The organism is Minwuia sp. IMCC3060 (genome assembly GCF_029909435.1).
Taxonomy (GTDB): domain Bacteria; phylum Pseudomonadota; class Alphaproteobacteria; order Minwuiales; family Minwuiaceae; genus Minwuia.
Map to the genome: position 1 here is coordinate 3,463,538 of NZ_CP123782.1, position 18,668 is coordinate 3,482,205.

The window sequence follows — 18,668 nt, forward strand, 5'->3', positions numbered from 1 at the left end:
GCAGCCGTGACCCCTTCCAACATCCCGGCTTCGGTACGCCGCGCGCTGCTGATCGCCCTGCTCTGGCTGTTGCTTCCCCTGGCGGCGCAGGCTGACGGGGCCCGGACCGAACTGGTGATGTTCGAACTGGGTACCTGCATCTATTGCGCTGTCTGGAACGATGCCGTCGGGCGCGGCTATGCCGAGACGACCCTGGGCCAGCGTGCGCCGTTGCGCCGGGTGGACCTGCGCCACCGGCGGCCCGACGACCTGCGGCATGTCACCGGGGTGCGCATGACACCGACCTTCGTGCTGCTGCACGGCGAGCAGGAGGTCGGGCGCATCCTCGGCTATGTCGACGGCCCGAATTTCTGGCGGCAGTTGCAGGCCCTGATGTGGCAGGTGCCGGGGCGCCTGGAGGACACATCCCTCAACGTGCCCGCCCGCGCCACGGAATGAACGCCGGCACGGCCGCGCGATAACGCCGATAGGCATCGCCATACAGGCTGATCAGCCGCCGCTCCTCGAACCACGTCCCGATCACCAGATACAGGCTGGCCCACAGGCAGGTGGCCAGCCCGAAGGGATCCGTGGCACCGCCGATCAGCAGCAGGAAAGCACCGCTGTAGAGCGGGTGCCGGACATAGCGGTGCAGCCCGTCCGTATGCAGCGGCTCCGGCACCGCACCTTCAGGGACCAGCGCCGTTCCGGCAAAGCGCCGAAGGTCGTAATGGCGCAGTGCCAGCAGGATGAGACCCGCGCCGGCCACCAGTGCCGCGCCCATGCCCGCCTGGATCAGCGGCGGCAGAACGAACGGTTCCGCCTCCGCCCCACCCAGCAGGTATCGTCCCGCCGCCACAGTGGCCACGAAGTGAAACACCGCGATCAGGTTGTAGGCCAGACGCTCCAGCCGCCCGAACAGGGCGCGGGTCAGCCGCTTGGCGGTCTCCGACGCCAGCACCGAATGGGCCGCGCCGAAGAGAAGCCAGAGCACCGCATAGATCAGCTGCTCGGAAAGTGTCATCGCCCGGCGCCCGTCCCCGCACGCTGCCCCGGACCGGACACATGGATCTGCCGGTCAGCGGCGGCATTCATGGCCTTCAGGGGCGTACGCCGATGGTTCATGGTGCAAGCCTGTTCGGGTTGTGAAACGGGCGGCGATTGTCACACCGGTTGGCTGTCAATGTCGACAGCGCCAGCGAATACCGTCATAAGTCGCACCAGAATGACAGGCGCGAACAGCGCTCTTCTGCACGGAATTGCCGAGGACCTCCACGAATGACTGCACCGACCTATCGCCGGCTTGAAGGATTTGTCTCGACCGACATGGACGGCGAAACCGTGCTGATGAGTATCGAGCATGGGTCCTATTTCGGCATCGGCGGAACAGGCTCGCTGATCTGGGAACGGCTGGAGCAACCGCAGACCGAGTATGCGCTCGTCGAGGCCGTTCGCGTCGCCTATGACGTGAGCGAAGAGGATTGTCGCCGCGATGTCGCCGCCTTCCTGGCGACACTGATCGAGAACGGACTGGCGGAAGCGAAGTAGGCCCATGTCGAGGTTGCTGGCGCGCAAATTCCGTTCGATGCGTGACCAGTCGGGCTTCACCCTGTTCTGGCTCTTTCCGACCTGGCTGCTGCTGGGACTCTATCGGGCACTGATCCTGACCCTGCCGCTGAAACGCATGGCGCCTTTCTATGGGGAGGATCTGGGGGTCGAGAACTGGATACCCCTGGCGAACCCGGACCAGATCAGACGCGCCCGCGATATTCGCAGCACCATCAGCATTGCCGCGAAATACTGCCCCTGGACCGCCAACTGCTATCCGAAAGCGCTTGCGGCACGTACTCTCCTGCGCCTCTATCGCATACCGCATGCGATCTACTTCGGCCTCGCGCCGTCGGAGGGACCGCAGGGCATGGACGCGCATGCCTGGGTGATGGCCGGGCCGGTTCCGGTGAGTGGTGGCACCGGCTTCGGGCGTTATCGTGTGGTGCGCATGTTCGTCGGGCGGATGCCGGCAGGGGACATCCACCAATGATTCACCTGCAACGGCTGCTGCGATTGCTGCAGCGCGCACCACGGGGACAGGTCATCGTGCTGGCGCTTCTGCTGCTGGCGGGAAGTCTCACGGAAGGCATTGGTTTCATACTGCTGGTGCCGCTGCTTTCGTCCCTGACCGGGGGAGAGGCAGAAAATGCCATCGTCCGGCACCTGCTGGATCTGCTCGCGGCATTCGGGATTCCCCCGACACCTGTCGGTTTCCTCTCTGTCTTCGTCGCGCTCATCGCCGTGCGCAGTGCGCTTCAGTTCGCCAAGGACCGCGCAGGGCTGATGTTGCAGCACCAGGTCGTCGATCACCTGCGGGAGGTCTGTATCAGCCGCTTGCTCCGGGCCGACTGGCGCTGGATCACCGAACAGACACGCACCGACCACATGACCCTGGTGCTGGGGGAAGTGAATCGGGTCGGAAACGGACTCAGCGCCGGCCTGACCTTGCTCACCACCCTTGCCACGGCCCTTGCCTACTTCGCCGCCGCCTTCGTCTTCTCCCCCGCGATGGCCGGACTGGTGCTGTTCGCGGCGGCCATCGGCTATGTCGCGATGCGACGCATCCGGGCGAGCGCGTTGCGGCTTGGATCGCAGCAGGTCGATGCGAACCGCGATCTGATGGCCAATGTCCAGCAGTCCTTCGGCGGCCTGAAGCTGACCAAGATCCTGGGCAGCGAGTCACGACACATCGATCTTCTGGTCCGGACGGTGGCCCGCGTCCGGCGCAACCAGCTCCGGTTCGGGATCGAGACCAGCCTGATGCGGAACCTGCAGCAGGTGATAGGGGCAGCCCTGCTTGCGCTCTATGTTCTTGTCGGCCTGACCTGGCTGGAACTGCCGCTGGCCGAGTTGCTGGCCCTGACATTCCTGTTTGCCCGCCTGATGCCCCTGCTGCTCTCCGCGCAGCAGTTCCTGCACCGCTGGCTGAACGCCGAGCCGGCGCTGGAGGCCATCGACCGTTTCGTTGCCGAGAGTGGCGAGCATGCGGAAGCGGTTGCCGATGACGCCCATGGAGAATGGCCTGTCGTCAACGCTATCGACCTGAAGGATGTGTCCCTGACCTACGCCCGGCGGGACCGTCCGGCCCTGCATGAAATCAACCTCAGACTGGCCGCGCGAACCACCACCGCGATCACCGGCCCTTCCGGCGCGGGGAAGAGTACTCTCGCGGACATACTGATGGGCCTGATCGTCCCCGACGAAGGCACCATGACGATCGATGATGTACCTCTGGACGGCACCAGTCGGGTGAATTGGCGGCGAAATGTTGCCTACGTGCCACAGGATACGTTCCTGTTTCACGACACGATCCGGGCAAACCTGCTGTTCGGAAATCCCGCGGCAACCGAATCGGAACTGCTGGCGGCACTTGCCCAGGCCGCGGCGGATTTCGTCATGAAATTGCATGACGGCCTGGACACCGTGGTCGGCGACAATGGTGTCAGGCTCTCAGGCGGTGAACGCCAGCGCATCGCGCTCGCACGCGCCTTGCTGCGGTGCCCCAGCCTGCTGATCCTGGACGAGGCAACGAGTGCGCTGGATGCGGAGAACGAGGCTGCGATCAGTGAAGCGCTGGAAACGCTGCACGGGCAGATGACAGTTCTGCTGATCGGGCACCGCACAGAAACCTTGCGGAATGCAGATCAGGTCATCGAATTGAGAGAAGGAAGAATCGCCAGCCCGTAGCGCGCGGCAGTCAGGCCGGGCCGCACGGAAACCAGACGCTTCAGGCTCTGGCAAAGCTTCTCAGGAACGGGACTTCACCGGCACCGAAAACGAGGGAAAGGCCATTGCAGCACTGCAATAGCCTGACCCGATCAATGCGTCAGAACCGAACAGGAAGCCGGGCGTCAGCTCGACGTGGTGGCACCGTCGTTGGAGGGGGCGATATCGTTCGCGGTGTCACCCGTGTCCAGAACCCGCAGTACTGGAGCCTCGTAGACCATCTTCTTCATGTGGTCTTCGCCAACGACGCCATCGGTTGAGATTTCATGCTTTGTCATCAGGTGTTTCCACTACGGTAAATCTGGATTCGAACTCTTGCAACGGGCCACGGAACACCAGCCAGTCGGAAAAACTGAAGCGTTCCTGTTCCTATGCTTATCACCGGCAGCCCCGAATGTGTCAAGCCCCCTCTGCAGCAACCCTTCGCTCGGATTCGAGCCTCTTCTGATCGGCTTCCCCACCCAGGAGCGGCTTTGCCGGAAGACCGGGAACATCCACTTACCCTGTATCGAATGGTGCCGCTGGCAGACCGCATACCATCATTCAGCGCTTCACGGCGCCGGGTCCTGTATGGTCTTGCCTTCTTCAACCGCTGGCCGGGACAGCGCTCTCCCGACTTCCCCCAGGCATTCGGGAGTGCTTGACCACGGTGCCGGGCCTTGGTTGAAGGTAGTCACGACTCCGGACTTCAATTCAGGCATGTTGCCGAGTCCCAACGCGAGATCAGGAAACCGGCATGACCGAACGGGTAGCATCACTGGAGGAACTGGCCCTCCGACTGATGTGTCGACCGGAATCGATCCCGAAGCATGTCATTGAGGCGATGTCGGGCGAGGATCTGTCACAGGTTCTCGAATGGGCGATGGAACATCGGTTCGCCCCTTGCCTGCACTACAACATGGGCAAGGCCGGACTGCTGCCGCGCCTGCCGGCGGAGATGAGGGATCGCCTCGCCATTGCCTATCAGCGGGCAACCCTTCGCGGTCTTTCAATGCAACGGGACATGATCCGGACAAGCCGGATCCTGGAGCAGGCAGGTATCGCGCACCTGTTCATGAAGGGAGCCTATGTGGCGCAGTTCGCCTATCCGGAACTCGGCCTGCGTCCGCTGCGCGACATCGATGTTCTGGTTCCGCATGCACAGGCGATTGCAGGGTTCGAGGCCCTGCAGGCGAACGGTCTGGGGCGAAAGCCGGGGCACCCCGGCGATCCTGCCGCGCACCTGGAGGACAGGAAGCATCTTCCGCCCCTGAGAATTCCGGGAGGCGCGACTGTGGAGGTGCACACCAGAACCATCTCGCCAAGCCAGTTGCTGAGGACCGACTCTGCGCACGGCAACCACGAGACAATGGCCTCGCGCCAGATACGACGCGATGTGGCCGGTTGCTCGATCCCGTTCGAAGGAACGGAGGACCTGTTGCTGCATCTCGCGGTCCACGCCGCCATCGATCACCAGTTCAACAACGGGCCTCTGATCGTGAGCGATATCGGCTGGCTGCTCGAAACCCACGCGATCAGCTGGCCCCGCCTCTGGCAGCTCGCGAGTGCCCAGGGAGCAACGCGTGGCCTGGCACTGGTACTGCGGCTGGTTGAGCGGGAGTGGCCAGATGCCAGCATCGAGTGGGACGCTGAGACCGCAAGCATCCTGGCACCTCAGGACCCGATCATCACCGTTGCTGCGCGCAGCCTGCTGCGGAGCTTCGAAGCGCGCGGCGACGTTGCCCTGCAGGCGGAGCTGGCCGGACAATTGTCCACTGCCGCGCGGCTCCGCATCCTTCTCCGACGGGCCTTTCCGCGCCGTGCCGACCTCGCGACCGAGGTGCCGGTATCAGCAGCCTCGCCCTGGATAATCTTCTGGTATCCGCTGAAATGGTGGCGGCTGCGGCTGCGGCTCGCCGATTTCATGCGCAGCCGTCGCGACCGGCGTGCACGACAGGACGCCGCCCGACTGGGCACACTCACCAGCTGGCTTCGAGGCTGAAGCGACGACCGGTCGATCGAATGTCCCGGGGGGACTGTACCGGCAGGGCCTGACAGGCTAGGACAGCTACCGGGCGCAGGCGACAACGGCAGTCAGGCATCTGACACGACCGGCCCACAGGGAACCAGAGCCGACGTCCGGCACCGAGCCGTGACGGTGCAGCACAGGAATGCAGTGGATGAGCCATGCATCATGACTACCGGGCCTACGGGCTGACCATTTCTTCGGAATTCCCGCTGCCGGAACTCCAGTCCGCAGCCGTCGGTGACGGCAATGCGGATGTCCATGTCTCCCATGCCCCGATACCGGACAGCGAGTTGAACAGCGGCAGGCAGATCTCGCCTTTCGTCTGGGTGAACGACGACTGTTTCTGGCTGATGGTTCCCGGCATCGCACGCTACTCGGTCCGGCTGGGGCGGGAGATCCGGATCGCGCCCGAGCCCGGTATCGACGAGGCCTCGGTGCGCGTCTTCCTGCTGGGCTCGGCGCTCGGCGCCCTGCTCTTCCAGCGCGGATATCTGCTGCTGCATGGCAATGCGATAGAGGTAGATGGCAAGTGCCTTGTCTGTGTCGGTCCTTCCGGTTCGGGCAAATCGACCCTTGCCACGGCGCTGATGCAACGTGGCCACCGGATCCTGGCGGATGACGTCGTACCGATCGATGCCAATTGTGCAGCCGTGCCGGGATTCCCCCGCCTGAAGATCTGGCAGGACACGACGCAGAAACTTGGCATTGATGTCACGGGAAAGGTCCGTGTGCGACCGGACCTGAACAAGTTCAGTCTTCCGATCACAGAGAGGTTCCAGGACACCCCTCTGCCAGTGCGCTGGATCTACATGCTCGGGAGTTCGAACAGAAGCGGGATCGAGATCGAGCCGATCACCGGAATGAACCGCTTCCGGCCCCTGCGGGACAACACGTACCGGCGCCGGTTCATGGAAGGCATGGCCCTGCGGCCGGAACATCTGCAACGCTGTGGAGAACTGGCCGGCAAGGTGCACATGGCAAAGATCATCCGGCCCAAGGCCGGTTTCGATATCGAGAGCCTGATGGACCATCTGCTTGCAGACGCCCGGGAACACGGCTGAGATGAGCGGGATTTTCTGGCTGGCATCCTATCCCAAGTCAGGAAACACCTGGCTGCGGACGTTCCTGATGAACTACAGGAGGGACGAAGGACAGCCGTGCGACATCAACGAACTGAATACCGGCATGATCGCTTCGAGCCGCATATGGGTCGATGATGTCTGCGGCTTCGATACGGCGGATCTGAGGCAGGATGAGATCGAGAACCTTCGGCCGGAGGTCTATCGCTGGACCAGCACCGAGGCCGAGACAGGCTTCCACAAGATTCATGATGCCTATCGCATCACGGTGTCCGGTCGCCCGCTTGTCGATGATGTGGCAACCCGCGGGGCGATCTACGTTATCCGCAACCCACTGGATGTCGCCCCCTCCTACGCCAATCACCGTGGTTGCAGCATCGACGATGCGATCAGCCATATGGCCAACCCTGACTATGCGCTGGCCCGGTCCGACCGGGCGCTGTCGGATCAGTTGCTGCAGTTCATGGGGACCTGGTCGCACCATGTGACCAGCTGGGTCGATGCACCGGACCTGAATCTCCTGACCCTGCGTTACGAGGACATGCATGCAGACCCCGTCGGGACCTTTGGCAAGGTCGTGAGGTTTCTGGATATGGAGCAGGATGAGGAGCGGCTTGGGCGGGCCATCGCCTTCAGCCAGTTCGAGGTTGTGGCGGCCCAGGAGGCCCAGTCAGGGTTTCGCGAACGTCCCGCGCGTGCCGAGCGGTTCTTCCGCAAGGGACAGGCCGGTGACTGGCGCACGAGCCTGAACGAAGGCCAGGTGTCACGCATCATCAGGGATCATGGCACGGTGATGCAGCGGTTCGGCTATCTCGATCAAACGGGAAAGCCGGTCTGAACACATTGCGGATCAGATATCGTTGCGTCCGTTGATGAACCGGACAAAGCGGGCGGTGGTCAGGCCCCGGCTGAGGGCAAGGTTGAGAGTCCTGTCGTCAGCTTCACTGATGTCGCGATCATCGGCCGGCATGTTTCGCACGGCTTCCTGGAGCCGGTCGAAATCCAGGTACCTGGAGACCAGTGGATCCGTGGAAAGCCACTCCAGCTCCGAGAGGATGGCGTCCCGCCGAGGACGCACCCGGCTTGCCCAGTCAGCGGCCTGACGGCCCTTCCGCCGTTCGTCGAGCACCATCGCGGGCACCTTGCCCCGCAGCATCCGACGGGCGAGCCAGCGGCTGCGACCCAGGTTCAGGTACTGCTCCGTGGGGATGGCGAAACAGTACTCCAGCAGCGCGCGGTAGCGTGTCGGATCACGACTGGGAATACCGTGCAGCCGATCAAGCGCATAGGACATGTCCCCGGTTTCGTTTGCCGCATTTCCCGAAGACCTCGTGCGGAAATCAAGTACCGAAGTCACGGGAGAAAAATCCGGATCGAACCCAAGCTGCCGCGCACGGCTTTCGACAGCCATGTCCCTCGCGAACTCTGCATTGAGCGGTGACCAGGTATCGAACGGCGATTCCTCCAGCTTGCCGAACCGGCGCCGAATTCGCCGCTGCAGGCCTGCCGGCAGGAATGGCAGGACCGATTCCCGTGCAACGCGCAGCGGCAGCTTGCCGACCGGGCCGCCGTGCCAGAGTTCCCTGGCCAGACGCACCAGCCGCGCCTGCCGGAGCAGGTCCTGCAGCATGCCGCGGCCATGATAGCTGAAGGTGAGGTTGCCCATGTTGCCGGTCAGGTGAACATCGGCACCGGCTTCCCTGGCCGCCGCCCGCACGTCGTGCACCCAGTGCAGGTTCGCGCCGTTGCGCGGCGCGGTCATTGCCGTTTCGAACAGCTCGCGCTGAAAATGGGAAAGGTCGCGGTCCCCGGAGGTGATCCAGGCCGGACGAAGTTCGGGGTACATCGCTGCCAGCGCCTCGACATGCGGGCGTTCGTTCACCATGGCGTCCGGGTTCGGCGGAACCCAACCTGGCTCTGGCACCGATGTGAATGACAACAGGGGCTGCCCCGGTCGCCCGAGCATCGTGTATGCCGCGACAGCCTGAGAATCCAGTCCCCCCGAGAGACTGACAGCCGGGCGCTCGAAACCCTCCAGCGCTGCTTCCGTCGCCTCCCGAAAGAGGGCATCGGCGGCTTCGACATAGTCACTGTCGCGTTTCAGGCGAACCGGCGGAATGTCCTCGATCCGAAAGAAGCAGGTCTCGGTGACGCCGTCCGGCGTGAACCACGCCCGGGTGCCGCGGGGCAACCTTGTCACCCCCCTGAACCAGGCCCGCCGTTCCTCCCTGTAGTTCAGATAGAGCGTGTCGGCGATCTTCTGCTCGTCCAGTTCCCGCGCGATCTCGCCGGTACTGAAGATTGCCTGCACGGCGGTTGTCGCGATCAGCCGATCCCTGTCCCGCCTGAAATAGAGGGCGGGCGACTTGATCGGACTGCGGGCGATCCGTACACGCTTGCCATGCGCCTCGACCAGGATGGTCGCGTATTCGCCGGTCAGACGCTGATCCACATCCTCCCCCCAGCGGGCATAGCCGGCGGCATAGATCGCGTCATCGCCGGGCGCCTCCACACCAAGTTCCGCGCGGCAACGGGCCCGGTTCTCGATGAAGCCGTAGAGCAGCACCACCGAACCATCGGGCGTCCTGGCCGGTTCCCGACCCGGCCCGGCGTAGCCGTCACAGACCAGTGCACCATTGTGCACCGTCGCACGCGGCAGAACCTCACCGACCCTGAAAGCGGGCGCGAACGCGGCGGCGCGGGATTGCACCGCATCCGGGTCGTGCCACAGCGCATAAAGGCCGATCATCAATGTCTCCGTCGCTACCTTTCGCCGGGACGGCAGCATCACGTCCCGCGGCCGACCGGGAACGCCAGAGACGCTCCCGGACGGCTCAGGCTCTTATGGCGCTTGCGGGTATGCTTCTCAAGCCCGGCGCACGCGCCAGGATCGCGGACTACTTCGCAAACAGCTTGCCGATATCGGCGAAAGCCTTCATCTCGACGGCGTTGCCGCTGGGATCCTTGAAGAACATGGTTGCCTGCTCGCCCGGTTCGCCCCTGAAGCGAATGTAGGGATCGATGACGAAGTCGACGCCCGCGCCCTGCAGCTTCTCCGCCACGGCCTTCCACTGGTCCATCGGCAGGACAACGCCGAAGTGCCGCACCGGCACGCCGTGCCCGTCAACGGCATTGGTCGCCGCTTCCCCGGTCTCGTCCGGCGCCAGATGCGCCACGATCTGGTGGCCGTAGAAGTTGAAGTCGATCCAGTCATCGGAACTGCGCCCCTCCGGACAGCCGAGCAGGTCACCGTAGAAGCTGCGGGCTGCCGCCAGGTCATGAACCGGGAAGGCGAGATGGAACGGGCTGAGGGGCGCTTCGGTCACGGACGGTCTCCATCTTTGCGGCGGTCCGGCAGGCTACAGCATGCGGGCGGTTCAGCGGAAGCCGTACTGCGTGATACCTACCTGGCGCAGAACATCTGGTAGACGATTCCGACAACCGCACGGGCCTCGTCACTGGACAGCGAATAATAGACCATCTTGCCGTCGCGCCGGGCCTTGACGAGACCTTCCGACCGCAGCCGGGCAAGTTGCTGGGAGACACCGGCCTGGCGCTGTTTCAGCAGCTTCTCCAACTCGCCGACGGACTTCTCGCCTTCGGCGAGTGTGCACAGAATCACCAGGCGGCTCTCGTGCCCGATGGCCTTCAGGAAGGCAGCGGCCCGGCGGGCATTCTCCATCAGAGCATCCGTGTCATCTTCCTGCTTCAGCAGGCTGACAATCGACATTGACAATCCCTTCAGCCTTGTGGCGGCAGTCTCTGCATCAACTGGTCCAGCAGTCCCCAGAAGAAATCCTCGCCCGGGTAGCCGCGAATGCGTCCGACCTCCTGCCCGTTGTGTATCAGCACGAAGGTAGGGGTGAATCGCGATCCTTCAATATGAGCCAAGTCATCGGGCATGGGATCGTGAATGTCCACGCGGCGGATCGGCGCGCGTTTGCCCTCTGCTGTCAGGGGGTAGATGGGCCCGATCTCACTGAACCAGGCCGCGCACCATTCGCAGTTCTGCTGCTCGAACATCACGAGCGCAGTCCGTGGTTCACCCGCGTGGGACAGGGGGGCGACCAGCAGACCGGCAAACAACACAATTGACGCAAGCAGTGCTTTCATGCGCCATACATAGGATAACTGGAATATTTGGGCAAATGGTGTGATGGAATTCGATATCACGATCAGCGGCGCGCTGCTGGCAGGGCTGCTTTCCTTCCTCTCACCCTGCGTTCTGCCGCTGGTACCACCATACCTCTGCTATCTTGCTGGAATAAGCTTCGAACAGCTCAGCAGCGGCACCGACACGGTCGACCGCCGCCAGATCATCGCCAAGGCAATCCTCTTCGTGCTCGGCTTTTCCACCGTGTTCGTCGCCCTGGGTGCGACAGCCAGCACCATCGGCAGCGCCGTATCCGAATATTTCGGCATTCTTGCGATCGTGGCTGGCGTCGTGCTGATCCTCATGGGGGCGCACTTCATGGGAATCTTCCGCATCGGCCTGTTGTTCCGGGAAGTCCGCTACCATGCCGGCGGCACCAGGGCAGGTTGGCTGGGCGCCTATTTCGTAGGCCTGGCGTTCGCCTTCGGGTGGACGCCCTGCGTCGGTCCGGTGCTGGCCGGAATCCTGTTCATGGCCGGGGCCGAGGACTCGATGTCACGCGGCGCGCTTCTGCTCGCCGCCTATGCGGCAGGTATCGGCATCCCCTTCCTGCTGGCGGCGATATTCTCCTCCGCGTTCCTCGGCTTCATGGCCCGGTTCCGAAAGAACCTCGGACTGGTGGAGAAGATGATGGGCGGTCTGCTGATCGTCACCGGATTCCTGATCATGACCGGATCGATGAACGAGCTTGGTTTCTGGATGCAGGAAATGTTTCCCGCACTCGGGGGCGCAGGCTGATCCGACGGTTACGGATTGCACATTCAAATATTGCAATATTTATTTTGATTTCATTCCGCCGTTCGCGTATTCCTGAAGACATAAGCAACAAGAAGCGGAGTGACCGATCCATACGGTTACCCGGGATCAGGGAGGGACAAGTGAAAGCATCCGTCTATGTCATTTCGGCGCTTGCAGCCGGCGCGTTCACGGTTTCGGCCGTGGCCGGTGAGGTCACGGCGCCATCGCAGGTGATGGTGAACGATGAGTTCGCGGTCGAGAAATCACTGACCGGCACACCCGGCGATGTTGCCGCGGGCCGTGACTGGTTTGCCAACCGCAAGCTGGGCAACTGCCTGGCCTGTCACCAGAACGCGGATCAGGCCTCGGAACCGTTTCACGGTGAAGTCGGCCCCACCCTGGATGGTGCCGGCGACCGCTGGGAACCGGCCCAGCTGCGCGCGATCATCTCCAACCCGAAGAAGATTTTCGGTGACCAGACGATCATGCCTGCCTTCTACAGCGACAGGACCGGCACCCGTACGGCCAAGAAGTTCGCGGGCACGACGATCCTGACTGCACAGCAGGTCGAGGACATCATCGCCTATGTCTCGACCCTCAAGGAATAGCCACAGCCCGAAGGAGGTTTCAGCCATGAAACTCAATCGCAGAGAAGCGCTGGCATTGGGCGCAGGTGCCCTGTTTGTCACCCTCACGCCCTTCAGGGGCGGCGCGCTCGCCAACACCACTGATGAGGAAATCAAGGCCTTCACCGGCGGTGCGACAGTCATGGAAGACGATGTCGTTTCACTGACGGCACCGGAGATCGCGGAGAACGGCAATACCGTGCCGATCGGCGTCAGCATCGACAGCCCGATGACTGCCGACAACTACGTCAAGCGGGTACGCATTCTGGCTGACGGCAATCCGCGTCCCGCCGTTGCCACCATGCACTTCAGCCCGTTGAGCGGCTCCGCCGAGGCCAACACCCGCATGCGCCTGGCAAAGACACAGAACATCATCGCAATCGCCGAGCTGTCCGACGGGACCTATCACATGGCCAAGGCTGCCGTGAAGGTCACCATCGGCGGCTGCGGCGGCTGATCAGGGGAGAACCAGGAAATGGCAAAGTCAAAACCCCGCGTGAAGGTTCCGAAGACCGCCACGGTGGGCGAGGTCATCACCATCAAGACCCTGATCTCGCACAAGATGGAATCCGGCCTGCGCAAGGGCAAGGACGGCAACCTGATCCCGCGGCAGATCATCAACAAGTTCACCGCCGAGTTCGAGGGCCAGCAGATCTTCGCTGTCGATATCGATCCGGCGATCTCCGCCAATCCGTTCCTGGAGTTCACCATGAAAGTGCCGGGTCCGGGGGAGTTCACCTTCACCTGGGTGGATGATGACGGCTCCGTCTACACCACGAAGTCCAAGCTCAAGATCGGCTGAAGACCGGTCCGGACTGTTCAGGGAGGAAACAACATGAAGAAGATCCTGACCGCAGGCGCGGTGATTCTGATGGCGACGCTGGCGATGCCGGCGCACGCCGAACTGGATACCGACAAGCTGAAAGGCGTGAAGCCCACGGCCGAAAACCATCCGCTCGAGAAGATCATCTCCGGCTATGAGTTCCGCAACAAGGAAACCCAGATGCTGCAGGACGATGATTTCGACAATCCGGCATACATCTGGGTCGATGCGGGTGAGGAACTCTGGTCGACCGCCGATGGCGCGGCGGGCAAGTCGTGTGCGGACTGCCATGGCGATGCGACCACGAGCATGAAGGGCGTCAAGGCTTCCTACCCGAAGTGGAACGAGGCCAAGGGCAAGCCGATGACGCTGCAGCAGCAGGTCAATGACTGCCGCACCGAGCGGATGCAGGCCGATGAATGGGGCTGGGAGTCGGACGAGATGCTTGGCATGGCCGCCTATGTTGCCAGCCAGTCCCGCGGCATGCCGGTTGCGGTGAAGACCGACGGTCAGATGACCCCCTGGTTCGAGAAGGGCAAGGACATCTATTACACCCGTGTCGGTCAGCTCGACATGTCCTGCGCCAACTGTCACGAGGACAATTACGGCAAGAACATCCGCGCCGACATGCTCAGCCAGGGCCAGATCAACGGCTTTCCGACCTATCGCCTGAAATGGCAGAAGCTCGGCTCCGTGCATCGCCGCTTCAAGGGCTGCATGAAGAACATCCGTGCCAAGCCCTTTGATGTCGGATCGGACGAGTTCGTGGCGCTGGAGCTCTATGTGGCGTGGCGCGGTCAGAACCTGCCGGTCGAGTCACCCGCGGTCCGTCAGTAGCCTTCTTCCCCGCGGTCGGCACAAAGCTGCGCCGACCACCTCTTGAGGGCTCCGGATCGAATGCGATTCGGAGCCCTTCCTGTCTCAGCCCTCTCGACATCCAGGTATTGCCATGATCTCACGTCGCGAATTCATCCAGATGGGCATCGCCGCCGGCACCCTGATCGGCGCGGGTTCAAGCTGGACACGCCTTGCCGCACAGCAGGCGCTGACCCAGGACGACCTGCTGCAGTTCGATCCGCTGGGCAACGTCACGCTGCTGCACATCACCGACTGCCACGCCCAGCTGATGCCCGTCTATTTCCGTGAGCCGACGGTCAACATCGGGGTCGGAGATTTCGCCGGACTGCCGCCGCACGTCACCGGCAAGGCCTTTCTGCAGAAGTACGGCATCGATCCGGGTACATCCGGTGCCTACGCGCTGACCGACCAGGATTTCTCCGCGCTTGCCCGCACCTATGGCCGTGTCGGCGGCATGGACCGGCTGGCTACCCTGATCAAGGCGATCCGCGCCGAGCGGCCCGGGAAGACCCTGTTCTTCGACGGCGGCGATACCTGGCAGGGCTCGCTGACCAGCTACCGCACCCGGGGCGAGGACATGGTGCGCGTCATGAATGCGCTGGGCACCGATGCGATGACCGCGCACTGGGAATTCACCTACGGCACAGACCGGGTCGAGGAACTGGTGTCCCAGCTCGACTTCGGTTTCATCGCCGGCAATGTGGTGGATACGGAGTGGGAGGAACCCGTCTTCGAGGCCACCACCACGTTCGAGCGCGGCGGCGCGAAGATCGCCGTCATTGGCCAGGCTTTCCCCTACACGCCGGTCGCCAACCCCCGCTACATGATCCCGGACTGGTCCTTCGGCATTCGCGAAGCGCTGGTGCAGGAACGTGTCGATGCGGCCCGCGCCGACGGTGCCGATCTGGTCGTGCTGCTGTCGCACAACGGCTTCGACGTTGATCGCAAACTGGCCAGCCGGGTCAATGGCATCGACATCGTGCTCACCGGCCATACCCATGACGCCCTGCCCGCAGCCGTGAAGGTGAACCGGACACTGCTGATCGCCAGCGGCAGTCACGGCAAGTTCCTTTCCCGCCTCGACCTCGACGTCCGGGACGGGGAAATGAAGGGCTATCGCTACAAGCTGATCCCCGTCTTCTCCGACGTCATCACGCCGGATCCCGAGATGACGGACCTGATCACGGAGATCCGCGCGCCCTACAAGGCGGAACTGGAAACCGTTCTCGGCCAGACCGGTTCCACCCTCTATCGGCGCGGCAACCTGAACGGCACCTTCGACGACGTGATCTGTGATGCGCTGATGGAGCAGCGGGATGCGGAGATCGCGCTCTCGCCGGGATTCCGCTGGGGCGCGTCGCTGCTGCCCGGCCAGGACATCACGGTCGAGGACGTGCACAACATGACCTCGATCACCTATCCGGCGACCTACCGCACACCGATGAGCGGTGAGTTGCTGAAGACGATCCTGGAAGACGTGGCCGACAACCTGTTCAACCCCGACCCCTACTATCAGCAGGGTGGCGACATGGTTCGCGTCGGTGGCATGGGCTTCACCATCGACCCGGCGCAGGAGATCGGCAGCCGCATCGGTGACATGACCCTGTTGCGGACCGGCGCGCCGATCGATCCGAAGCGTGAATATGCGGTCGCGGGCTGGGCCAGCGTCAATGAGGGCACGGAGGGACCACCGATCTGGGACATCGTGGGCGCCCACATCCAGGCTCATGGCACGGTCACTGCGGAGCCCCACGACAATGTGCGCCTGGTGGGCGGTTGATACTCGACATATTCAATAATACGAATATGATAAATCACGAGAATACGGGAAGTCACGAGGTCTGATGATGAGCCAGAATGACAGCAAATCCGTCGCGGTCCCGTCCCGACGCAGGTTCCTGACCGGAGCGGCTGCGCTGGGTGCAGGCGCGGTCGTCGGCGGCACCGCCGCCCGGGCATCAAATCCGGAGAATCTGCCACCCAATATCCCGGACTGGTCGCGCTATCTGGGGGACGGTGTCGATGCACGCCCCTATGGCATGCCGTCCGAGTACGAGGCGCATGTGGTGCGCCGCAGTGTGCCCTGGCTGACCGCCGATCCCGTCAGCTCCGTCAACTTCACGCCGCTGCATGAACTTGACGGCATCATCACGCCCAACGGCCTGGCGTTCGAACGGCACCATGGCGGCATCGCCGAGATCGACCCGGCGGATCACCGCCTGATCATCCACGGGCTGGTGGAAAAGGACCTGATCTTCACCGTCGACGAGATCAAGCGCTTCCCGCGCACCAACCGGGTCTACTTCCTGGAGTGCGCCGCCAATTCCGGCATGGAGTGGCGCGGCGCACAGCTGAACGGCTGCCAGTTCACCCACGGCATGATCCACAACGTCATGTACACCGGCGTCATGCTGAAGGATGTGCTGGCACACTGCGGCCTGAAGCCGAATGCGAAGTGGCTGCTGCCGGAGGGGGCGGATGCCTCTGCCATGACCCGCTCCATCCCCATGGAAAAGGCGCTGGACGACTGCATGATCGCCTGGAAGATGAATGGTGAGGCGCTGCGCCCCGAACAGGGCTATCCGATGCGTCTGGTCGTGCCGGGTTGGGAAGGCAATATGTGGATCAAGTGGCTGCGCCGGATCGAGGTCGGCGACATGCCCTGGCACCACCGGGAAGAGACCTCCAAGTACACGGACCTGCTGGCCAACGGCAAGGCGCGGCGCTTCACCTGGCAGATGGACTGCAAGTCGGTCATCACCAACCCCAGCCCGCAGGCCCCGCTGACCGCGAAGGGCCGCAATGTCATCACCGGCCTCGCCTGGTCGGGGCGCGGCACCATCCAGCGGGTGGACGTCTCCATGGATGGCGGCGCCAACTGGCAGACCGCGCGCCTGGACGGTCCAAGCTTCGACAAGTCGGCACACCGCTTCTACGTCGACTTCGACTGGGACGGGCGCGAGTTGCTGCTGCAGAGCCGCGCCATCGATTCCACCGGCTACGTGCAGCCCACCAAGAACCAGCTTCGGGCCGTGCGCGGCGAGAATTCGATCTACCACAACAATGGTATCCAGACCTGGCTGGTGCGCTCCAACGGGGAGGCAGAGAATGTCGAAGTTTCTTCTTAGGTCGGTGCTGACCGCAGGCCTGCTTGCCGCTTCTCCGGCGGTCGTACTGGCCGACGACCTCGGACGCCCGGCCACCGCAGAGGAAATTGCGGCCTGGGACATCGACGTGCGCCCCGACGGCATGGGCCTGCCCCCCGGACAGGGATCGGTGGAGGATGGGGAGACCATCTTTTCCGAACGCTGTGCGGCCTGCCATGGCGATTTCGCGGAGGGGGTGGATCGCTGGCCGGTGCTCTCAGGCGGGTTCGAGACCCTGCGCTCGGATCGCCCGGTGAAGACCATCGGCTCCTACTGGCCCTATCTGTCGACCGTCTGGGACTATGTGAACCGGGCCATGCCCTTCGGTGACGCGCAGTCCATGACGCCGGACGAGGTCTATGCCGTCACCGCGTTCCTGCTCTATGCCAACGACCTGGTGGACGACGAATTCGTGCTGTCGCAGGAGAACTTCACCGACGTGCGCCTGCCGAACGAGAACGGTTTCATCGAGGACTCGCGTCCCGACACGCCGTCGCTGGCCGACGGCGCGCCCTGCATGTCGAACTGCAAGACCGACGTGACCGTGACCATGCGCGCCCGCGTGCTCGACGTGACGCCCGACCATGAAGAGGATTGACCGCCGTGTCCTGACCGGCGCCGCGGCAGCACTGCTGCTCGGCTGGACCGCCCAGGCGGCGGAACCGGTCACCGTCGCGCAGAAGATCGGCCCCCTCACCGCGCTGGCCGACTGGGTCGAAGCGGACGAGGCAACGGCGGATGCCCCGGTCATCCTGCTGCTGCATGGCACCCTGGCCGACAAGGACCAGGAACTGATCGACACGCTGCAGGAACTGCTGGCGGAGCGCGGAATCTCCAGCCTCGCCCCCAGCCTGACCCTCGGCATCGATCGCCGCGAAGGTCCCTATGACTGCACCGTCCCCTTCCGCCATACCCACGAGGAAGCGGTGGATGAACTGGCCGCCTGGGCCCGGTGGCTCAGGGCAGAGGGGCATCAGCACATCATGGTCGCCGGTCACAGCCGGGGCGGCAACCAGGTCGCCCTGTTCGCCCGCGCCCACCCTGACATGGTCGGGAAACTGATCCCCATCGCCCCCGCCGTCGGCCATGACGACGCCGAACGCGACCGGCGCTATCGCGCACGCTATCGCGCCGACCGCGCCGCTGTCCTGGCTCTCGCTGACCGGGACGCAGACCTGATCGATGTGCCCGGTATCGTCTATTGCCGCGACACGAAGGCCACTCCGGCGGCAATCCGCTCCTACCTCGGTGGCAGTTTTGCCGACCACGACACCCCGTCCATCGTCGCTACCCTGCCGATGCCCGTCATGGTCATTGCCGGGTCGGTCGACACCACGGTCCCCGAAGTCCCGGAACGCATGACCGCCATCACCGACGGCGACCGGGTCCGCTTCGAACTGATCGAGGACGCCGACCACTTCTTCCTCGACTTCTATGCCGAGGACACCGCCGACCTGATCGCCGAGTTCATCGCGGAATAG

General features: G+C 63.5%; 22 protein-coding genes. 16 read left to right on the plus strand and 6 right to left on the minus strand.

Features of this window, described 5'->3' with window-relative positions:
• The first annotated feature begins 6 nt into the window (after positions 1–6).
• On the plus strand, positions 7–438 hold the full coding sequence (locus tag QGV54_RS16210) for a thioredoxin family protein (protein ID WP_281019664.1): 432 nt from the start codon (positions 7–9) through the stop codon (positions 436–438).
• On the opposite strand, the gene QGV54_RS16215 is transcribed toward QGV54_RS16210, so the two are convergent.
• Positions 410–1,003: an isoprenylcysteine carboxylmethyltransferase family protein gene (locus QGV54_RS16215; protein WP_281019663.1), complete on the minus strand. Its 594-nt coding sequence runs from the start codon at positions 1,001–1,003 to the stop codon at positions 410–412. The two genes, QGV54_RS16210 and QGV54_RS16215, sit on opposite strands and share 29 nt — an antisense overlap.
• A 254-nt stretch (positions 1,004–1,257) precedes the next feature.
• On the opposite strand from QGV54_RS16215, the gene QGV54_RS16220 reads away from it, so the two are divergent.
• From QGV54_RS16220 to QGV54_RS16230, 3 genes are read left to right on the plus strand one after another with little or no spacing between them, the layout of a single operon-like run.
• Positions 1,258–1,527 (plus strand): PqqD family peptide modification chaperone, encoded by a 270-nt coding sequence (locus QGV54_RS16220; RefSeq protein WP_281019662.1) that lies wholly within the window; start codon positions 1,258–1,260, stop codon positions 1,525–1,527.
• A gap of 37 nt (positions 1,528–1,564) precedes the next feature.
• Positions 1,565–2,020 (plus strand): lasso peptide biosynthesis B2 protein, encoded by a 456-nt coding sequence (locus QGV54_RS16225; protein ID WP_281019661.1) that lies wholly within the window; start codon positions 1,565–1,567, stop codon positions 2,018–2,020.
• Positions 2,017–3,717 carry an ABC transporter ATP-binding protein gene (locus tag QGV54_RS16230; RefSeq protein WP_281019660.1) on the plus strand — a complete coding sequence of 567 codons (1,701 nt, stop codon included), beginning with the start codon at positions 2,017–2,019 and terminating at the stop codon, positions 3,715–3,717. The genes QGV54_RS16225 and QGV54_RS16230 overlap by 4 nt, the downstream gene beginning before the upstream one ends.
• A gap of 164 nt (positions 3,718–3,881) precedes the next feature.
• Here QGV54_RS16230 and QGV54_RS16235 read toward each other — a convergent pair whose 3' ends face one another.
• A complete protein-coding gene (locus QGV54_RS16235; RefSeq protein ID WP_281019659.1) occupies positions 3,882–4,034 on the minus strand; it encodes a hypothetical protein in 153 nt (50 codons plus the stop codon).
• Between the two features lie 458 nt (positions 4,035–4,492).
• On the opposite strand from QGV54_RS16235, the gene QGV54_RS16240 reads away from it, so the two are divergent.
• The 3 genes from QGV54_RS16240 to QGV54_RS16250 all read left to right on the plus strand — a co-directional run bounded on the left by QGV54_RS16240 (position 4,493) and on the right by QGV54_RS16250 (position 7,681).
• Positions 4,493–5,737: a nucleotidyltransferase family protein gene (locus QGV54_RS16240; protein ID WP_281019658.1), complete on the plus strand. Its 1,245-nt coding sequence runs from the start codon at positions 4,493–4,495 to the stop codon at positions 5,735–5,737.
• A gap of 185 nt (positions 5,738–5,922) precedes the next feature.
• Complete coding sequence (locus QGV54_RS16245) at positions 5,923–6,825, plus strand: hypothetical protein (RefSeq protein WP_281019657.1); 903 nt, start codon at positions 5,923–5,925, stop codon at positions 6,823–6,825.
• 1 nt (position 6,826) lies between these two features.
• Positions 6,827–7,681 (plus strand): sulfotransferase domain-containing protein, encoded by an 855-nt coding sequence (locus QGV54_RS16250; protein WP_281019656.1) that lies wholly within the window; start codon positions 6,827–6,829, stop codon positions 7,679–7,681.
• Positions 7,682–7,693: 12 nt separating this feature from the next.
• Here QGV54_RS16250 and QGV54_RS16255 read toward each other — a convergent pair whose 3' ends face one another.
• The 4 genes from QGV54_RS16255 to QGV54_RS16270 form a co-directional block, all read right to left on the minus strand.
• Positions 7,694–9,592 (minus strand): asparagine synthetase B family protein, encoded by a 1,899-nt coding sequence (locus QGV54_RS16255; protein ID WP_281019655.1) that lies wholly within the window; start codon positions 9,590–9,592, stop codon positions 7,694–7,696.
• Positions 9,593–9,740: 148 nt separating this feature from the next.
• Positions 9,741–10,169, minus strand: a complete 429-nt coding sequence (locus QGV54_RS16260) for a VOC family protein (RefSeq protein ID WP_281019654.1) — start codon at positions 10,167–10,169, stop codon at positions 9,741–9,743.
• A 77-nt stretch (positions 10,170–10,246) separates the two neighbouring features.
• Positions 10,247–10,573 carry a metalloregulator ArsR/SmtB family transcription factor gene (locus tag QGV54_RS16265; RefSeq protein ID WP_281019653.1) on the minus strand — a complete coding sequence of 109 codons (327 nt, stop codon included), beginning with the start codon at positions 10,571–10,573 and terminating at the stop codon, positions 10,247–10,249.
• 11 nt (positions 10,574–10,584) lie between these two features.
• Positions 10,585–10,956: a hypothetical protein gene (locus tag QGV54_RS16270; protein ID WP_281019652.1), complete on the minus strand. Its 372-nt coding sequence runs from the start codon at positions 10,954–10,956 to the stop codon at positions 10,585–10,587.
• Between the two features lie 43 nt (positions 10,957–10,999).
• Here QGV54_RS16270 and QGV54_RS16275 point away from each other — a divergent pair, with 43 nt between their 5' ends.
• The 9 genes from QGV54_RS16275 (at position 11,000) to QGV54_RS16315 (ending at position 18,668) form a co-directional block, all read left to right on the plus strand.
• Positions 11,000–11,734 carry a cytochrome c biogenesis protein CcdA gene (locus tag QGV54_RS16275; protein ID WP_281019651.1) on the plus strand — a complete coding sequence of 245 codons (735 nt, stop codon included), beginning with the start codon at positions 11,000–11,002 and terminating at the stop codon, positions 11,732–11,734.
• 140 nt (positions 11,735–11,874) lie between these two features.
• Positions 11,875–12,342: a sulfur oxidation c-type cytochrome SoxX gene (soxX, locus tag QGV54_RS16280; protein WP_281019650.1), complete on the plus strand. Its 468-nt coding sequence runs from the start codon at positions 11,875–11,877 to the stop codon at positions 12,340–12,342.
• Positions 12,343–12,367: 25 nt separating this feature from the next.
• Positions 12,368–12,817 (plus strand): thiosulfate oxidation carrier protein SoxY, encoded by a 450-nt coding sequence (gene soxY, locus QGV54_RS16285; protein ID WP_281019649.1) that lies wholly within the window; start codon positions 12,368–12,370, stop codon positions 12,815–12,817.
• Positions 12,818–12,835: 18 nt separating this feature from the next.
• Positions 12,836–13,162 (plus strand): thiosulfate oxidation carrier complex protein SoxZ, encoded by a 327-nt coding sequence (gene soxZ / locus QGV54_RS16290; protein WP_281019648.1) that lies wholly within the window; start codon positions 12,836–12,838, stop codon positions 13,160–13,162.
• A 33-nt stretch (positions 13,163–13,195) separates the two neighbouring features.
• Positions 13,196–14,020 carry a sulfur oxidation c-type cytochrome SoxA gene (gene soxA / locus QGV54_RS16295; RefSeq protein WP_281019647.1) on the plus strand — a complete coding sequence of 275 codons (825 nt, stop codon included), beginning with the start codon at positions 13,196–13,198 and terminating at the stop codon, positions 14,018–14,020.
• Between the two features lie 112 nt (positions 14,021–14,132).
• Positions 14,133–15,821, plus strand: coding sequence for a thiosulfohydrolase SoxB (soxB, locus tag QGV54_RS16300; protein ID WP_281019646.1), 1,689 nt, complete (start codon positions 14,133–14,135; stop codon positions 15,819–15,821).
• Between the two features lie 67 nt (positions 15,822–15,888).
• Complete coding sequence (gene soxC, locus QGV54_RS16305) at positions 15,889–17,169, plus strand: sulfite dehydrogenase (protein ID WP_281019645.1); 1,281 nt, start codon at positions 15,889–15,891, stop codon at positions 17,167–17,169.
• Complete coding sequence (locus QGV54_RS16310; protein ID WP_281019644.1) at positions 17,150–17,785, plus strand: cytochrome c; 636 nt, start codon at positions 17,150–17,152, stop codon at positions 17,783–17,785. The genes soxC and QGV54_RS16310 overlap by 20 nt, the downstream gene beginning before the upstream one ends.
• Positions 17,772–18,668, plus strand: a complete 897-nt coding sequence (locus tag QGV54_RS16315) for an alpha/beta hydrolase (protein ID WP_281019643.1) — start codon at positions 17,772–17,774, stop codon at positions 18,666–18,668. The genes QGV54_RS16310 and QGV54_RS16315 overlap by 14 nt, the downstream gene beginning before the upstream one ends.

Coding starts and splice junctions, on each gene's coding strand:
- soxZ (WP_281019648.1), top strand. CDS start 12,836: ATGGCAAAGTCAAAACCCCGCGTGAAGGTTCCGAAGACCGCCACGGTG.
- QGV54_RS16240 (WP_281019658.1), top strand. CDS start 4,493: ATGACCGAACGGGTAGCATCACTGGAGGAACTGGCCCTCCGACTGATG.
- QGV54_RS16250 (WP_281019656.1), top strand. CDS start 6,827: ATGAGCGGGATTTTCTGGCTGGCATCCTATCCCAAGTCAGGAAACACC.
- QGV54_RS16265 (WP_281019653.1), bottom strand. CDS start 10,573: ATGTCGATTGTCAGCCTGCTGAAGCAGGAAGATGACACGGATGCTCTG.
- soxB (WP_281019646.1), top strand. CDS start 14,133: ATGATCTCACGTCGCGAATTCATCCAGATGGGCATCGCCGCCGGCACC.
- soxC (WP_281019645.1), top strand. CDS start 15,889: ATGAGCCAGAATGACAGCAAATCCGTCGCGGTCCCGTCCCGACGCAGG.
- QGV54_RS16230 (WP_281019660.1), top strand. CDS start 2,017: ATGATTCACCTGCAACGGCTGCTGCGATTGCTGCAGCGCGCACCACGG.
- QGV54_RS16235 (WP_281019659.1), bottom strand. CDS start 4,034: ATGACAAAGCATGAAATCTCAACCGATGGCGTCGTTGGCGAAGACCAC.
- QGV54_RS16315 (WP_281019643.1), top strand. CDS start 17,772: ATGAAGAGGATTGACCGCCGTGTCCTGACCGGCGCCGCGGCAGCACTG.
- QGV54_RS16270 (WP_281019652.1), bottom strand. CDS start 10,956: ATGAAAGCACTGCTTGCGTCAATTGTGTTGTTTGCCGGTCTGCTGGTC.
- soxA (WP_281019647.1), top strand. CDS start 13,196: ATGAAGAAGATCCTGACCGCAGGCGCGGTGATTCTGATGGCGACGCTG.
- QGV54_RS16225 (WP_281019661.1), top strand. CDS start 1,565: ATGCGTGACCAGTCGGGCTTCACCCTGTTCTGGCTCTTTCCGACCTGG.
- soxY (WP_281019649.1), top strand. CDS start 12,368: ATGAAACTCAATCGCAGAGAAGCGCTGGCATTGGGCGCAGGTGCCCTG.
- QGV54_RS16255 (WP_281019655.1), bottom strand. CDS start 9,592: ATGATCGGCCTTTATGCGCTGTGGCACGACCCGGATGCGGTGCAATCC.
- QGV54_RS16215 (WP_281019663.1), bottom strand. CDS start 1,003: ATGACACTTTCCGAGCAGCTGATCTATGCGGTGCTCTGGCTTCTCTTC.
- QGV54_RS16245 (WP_281019657.1), top strand. CDS start 5,923: ATGCATCATGACTACCGGGCCTACGGGCTGACCATTTCTTCGGAATTC.
- QGV54_RS16310 (WP_281019644.1), top strand. CDS start 17,150: ATGTCGAAGTTTCTTCTTAGGTCGGTGCTGACCGCAGGCCTGCTTGCC.
- QGV54_RS16275 (WP_281019651.1), top strand. CDS start 11,000: ATGGAATTCGATATCACGATCAGCGGCGCGCTGCTGGCAGGGCTGCTT.
- QGV54_RS16220 (WP_281019662.1), top strand. CDS start 1,258: ATGACTGCACCGACCTATCGCCGGCTTGAAGGATTTGTCTCGACCGAC.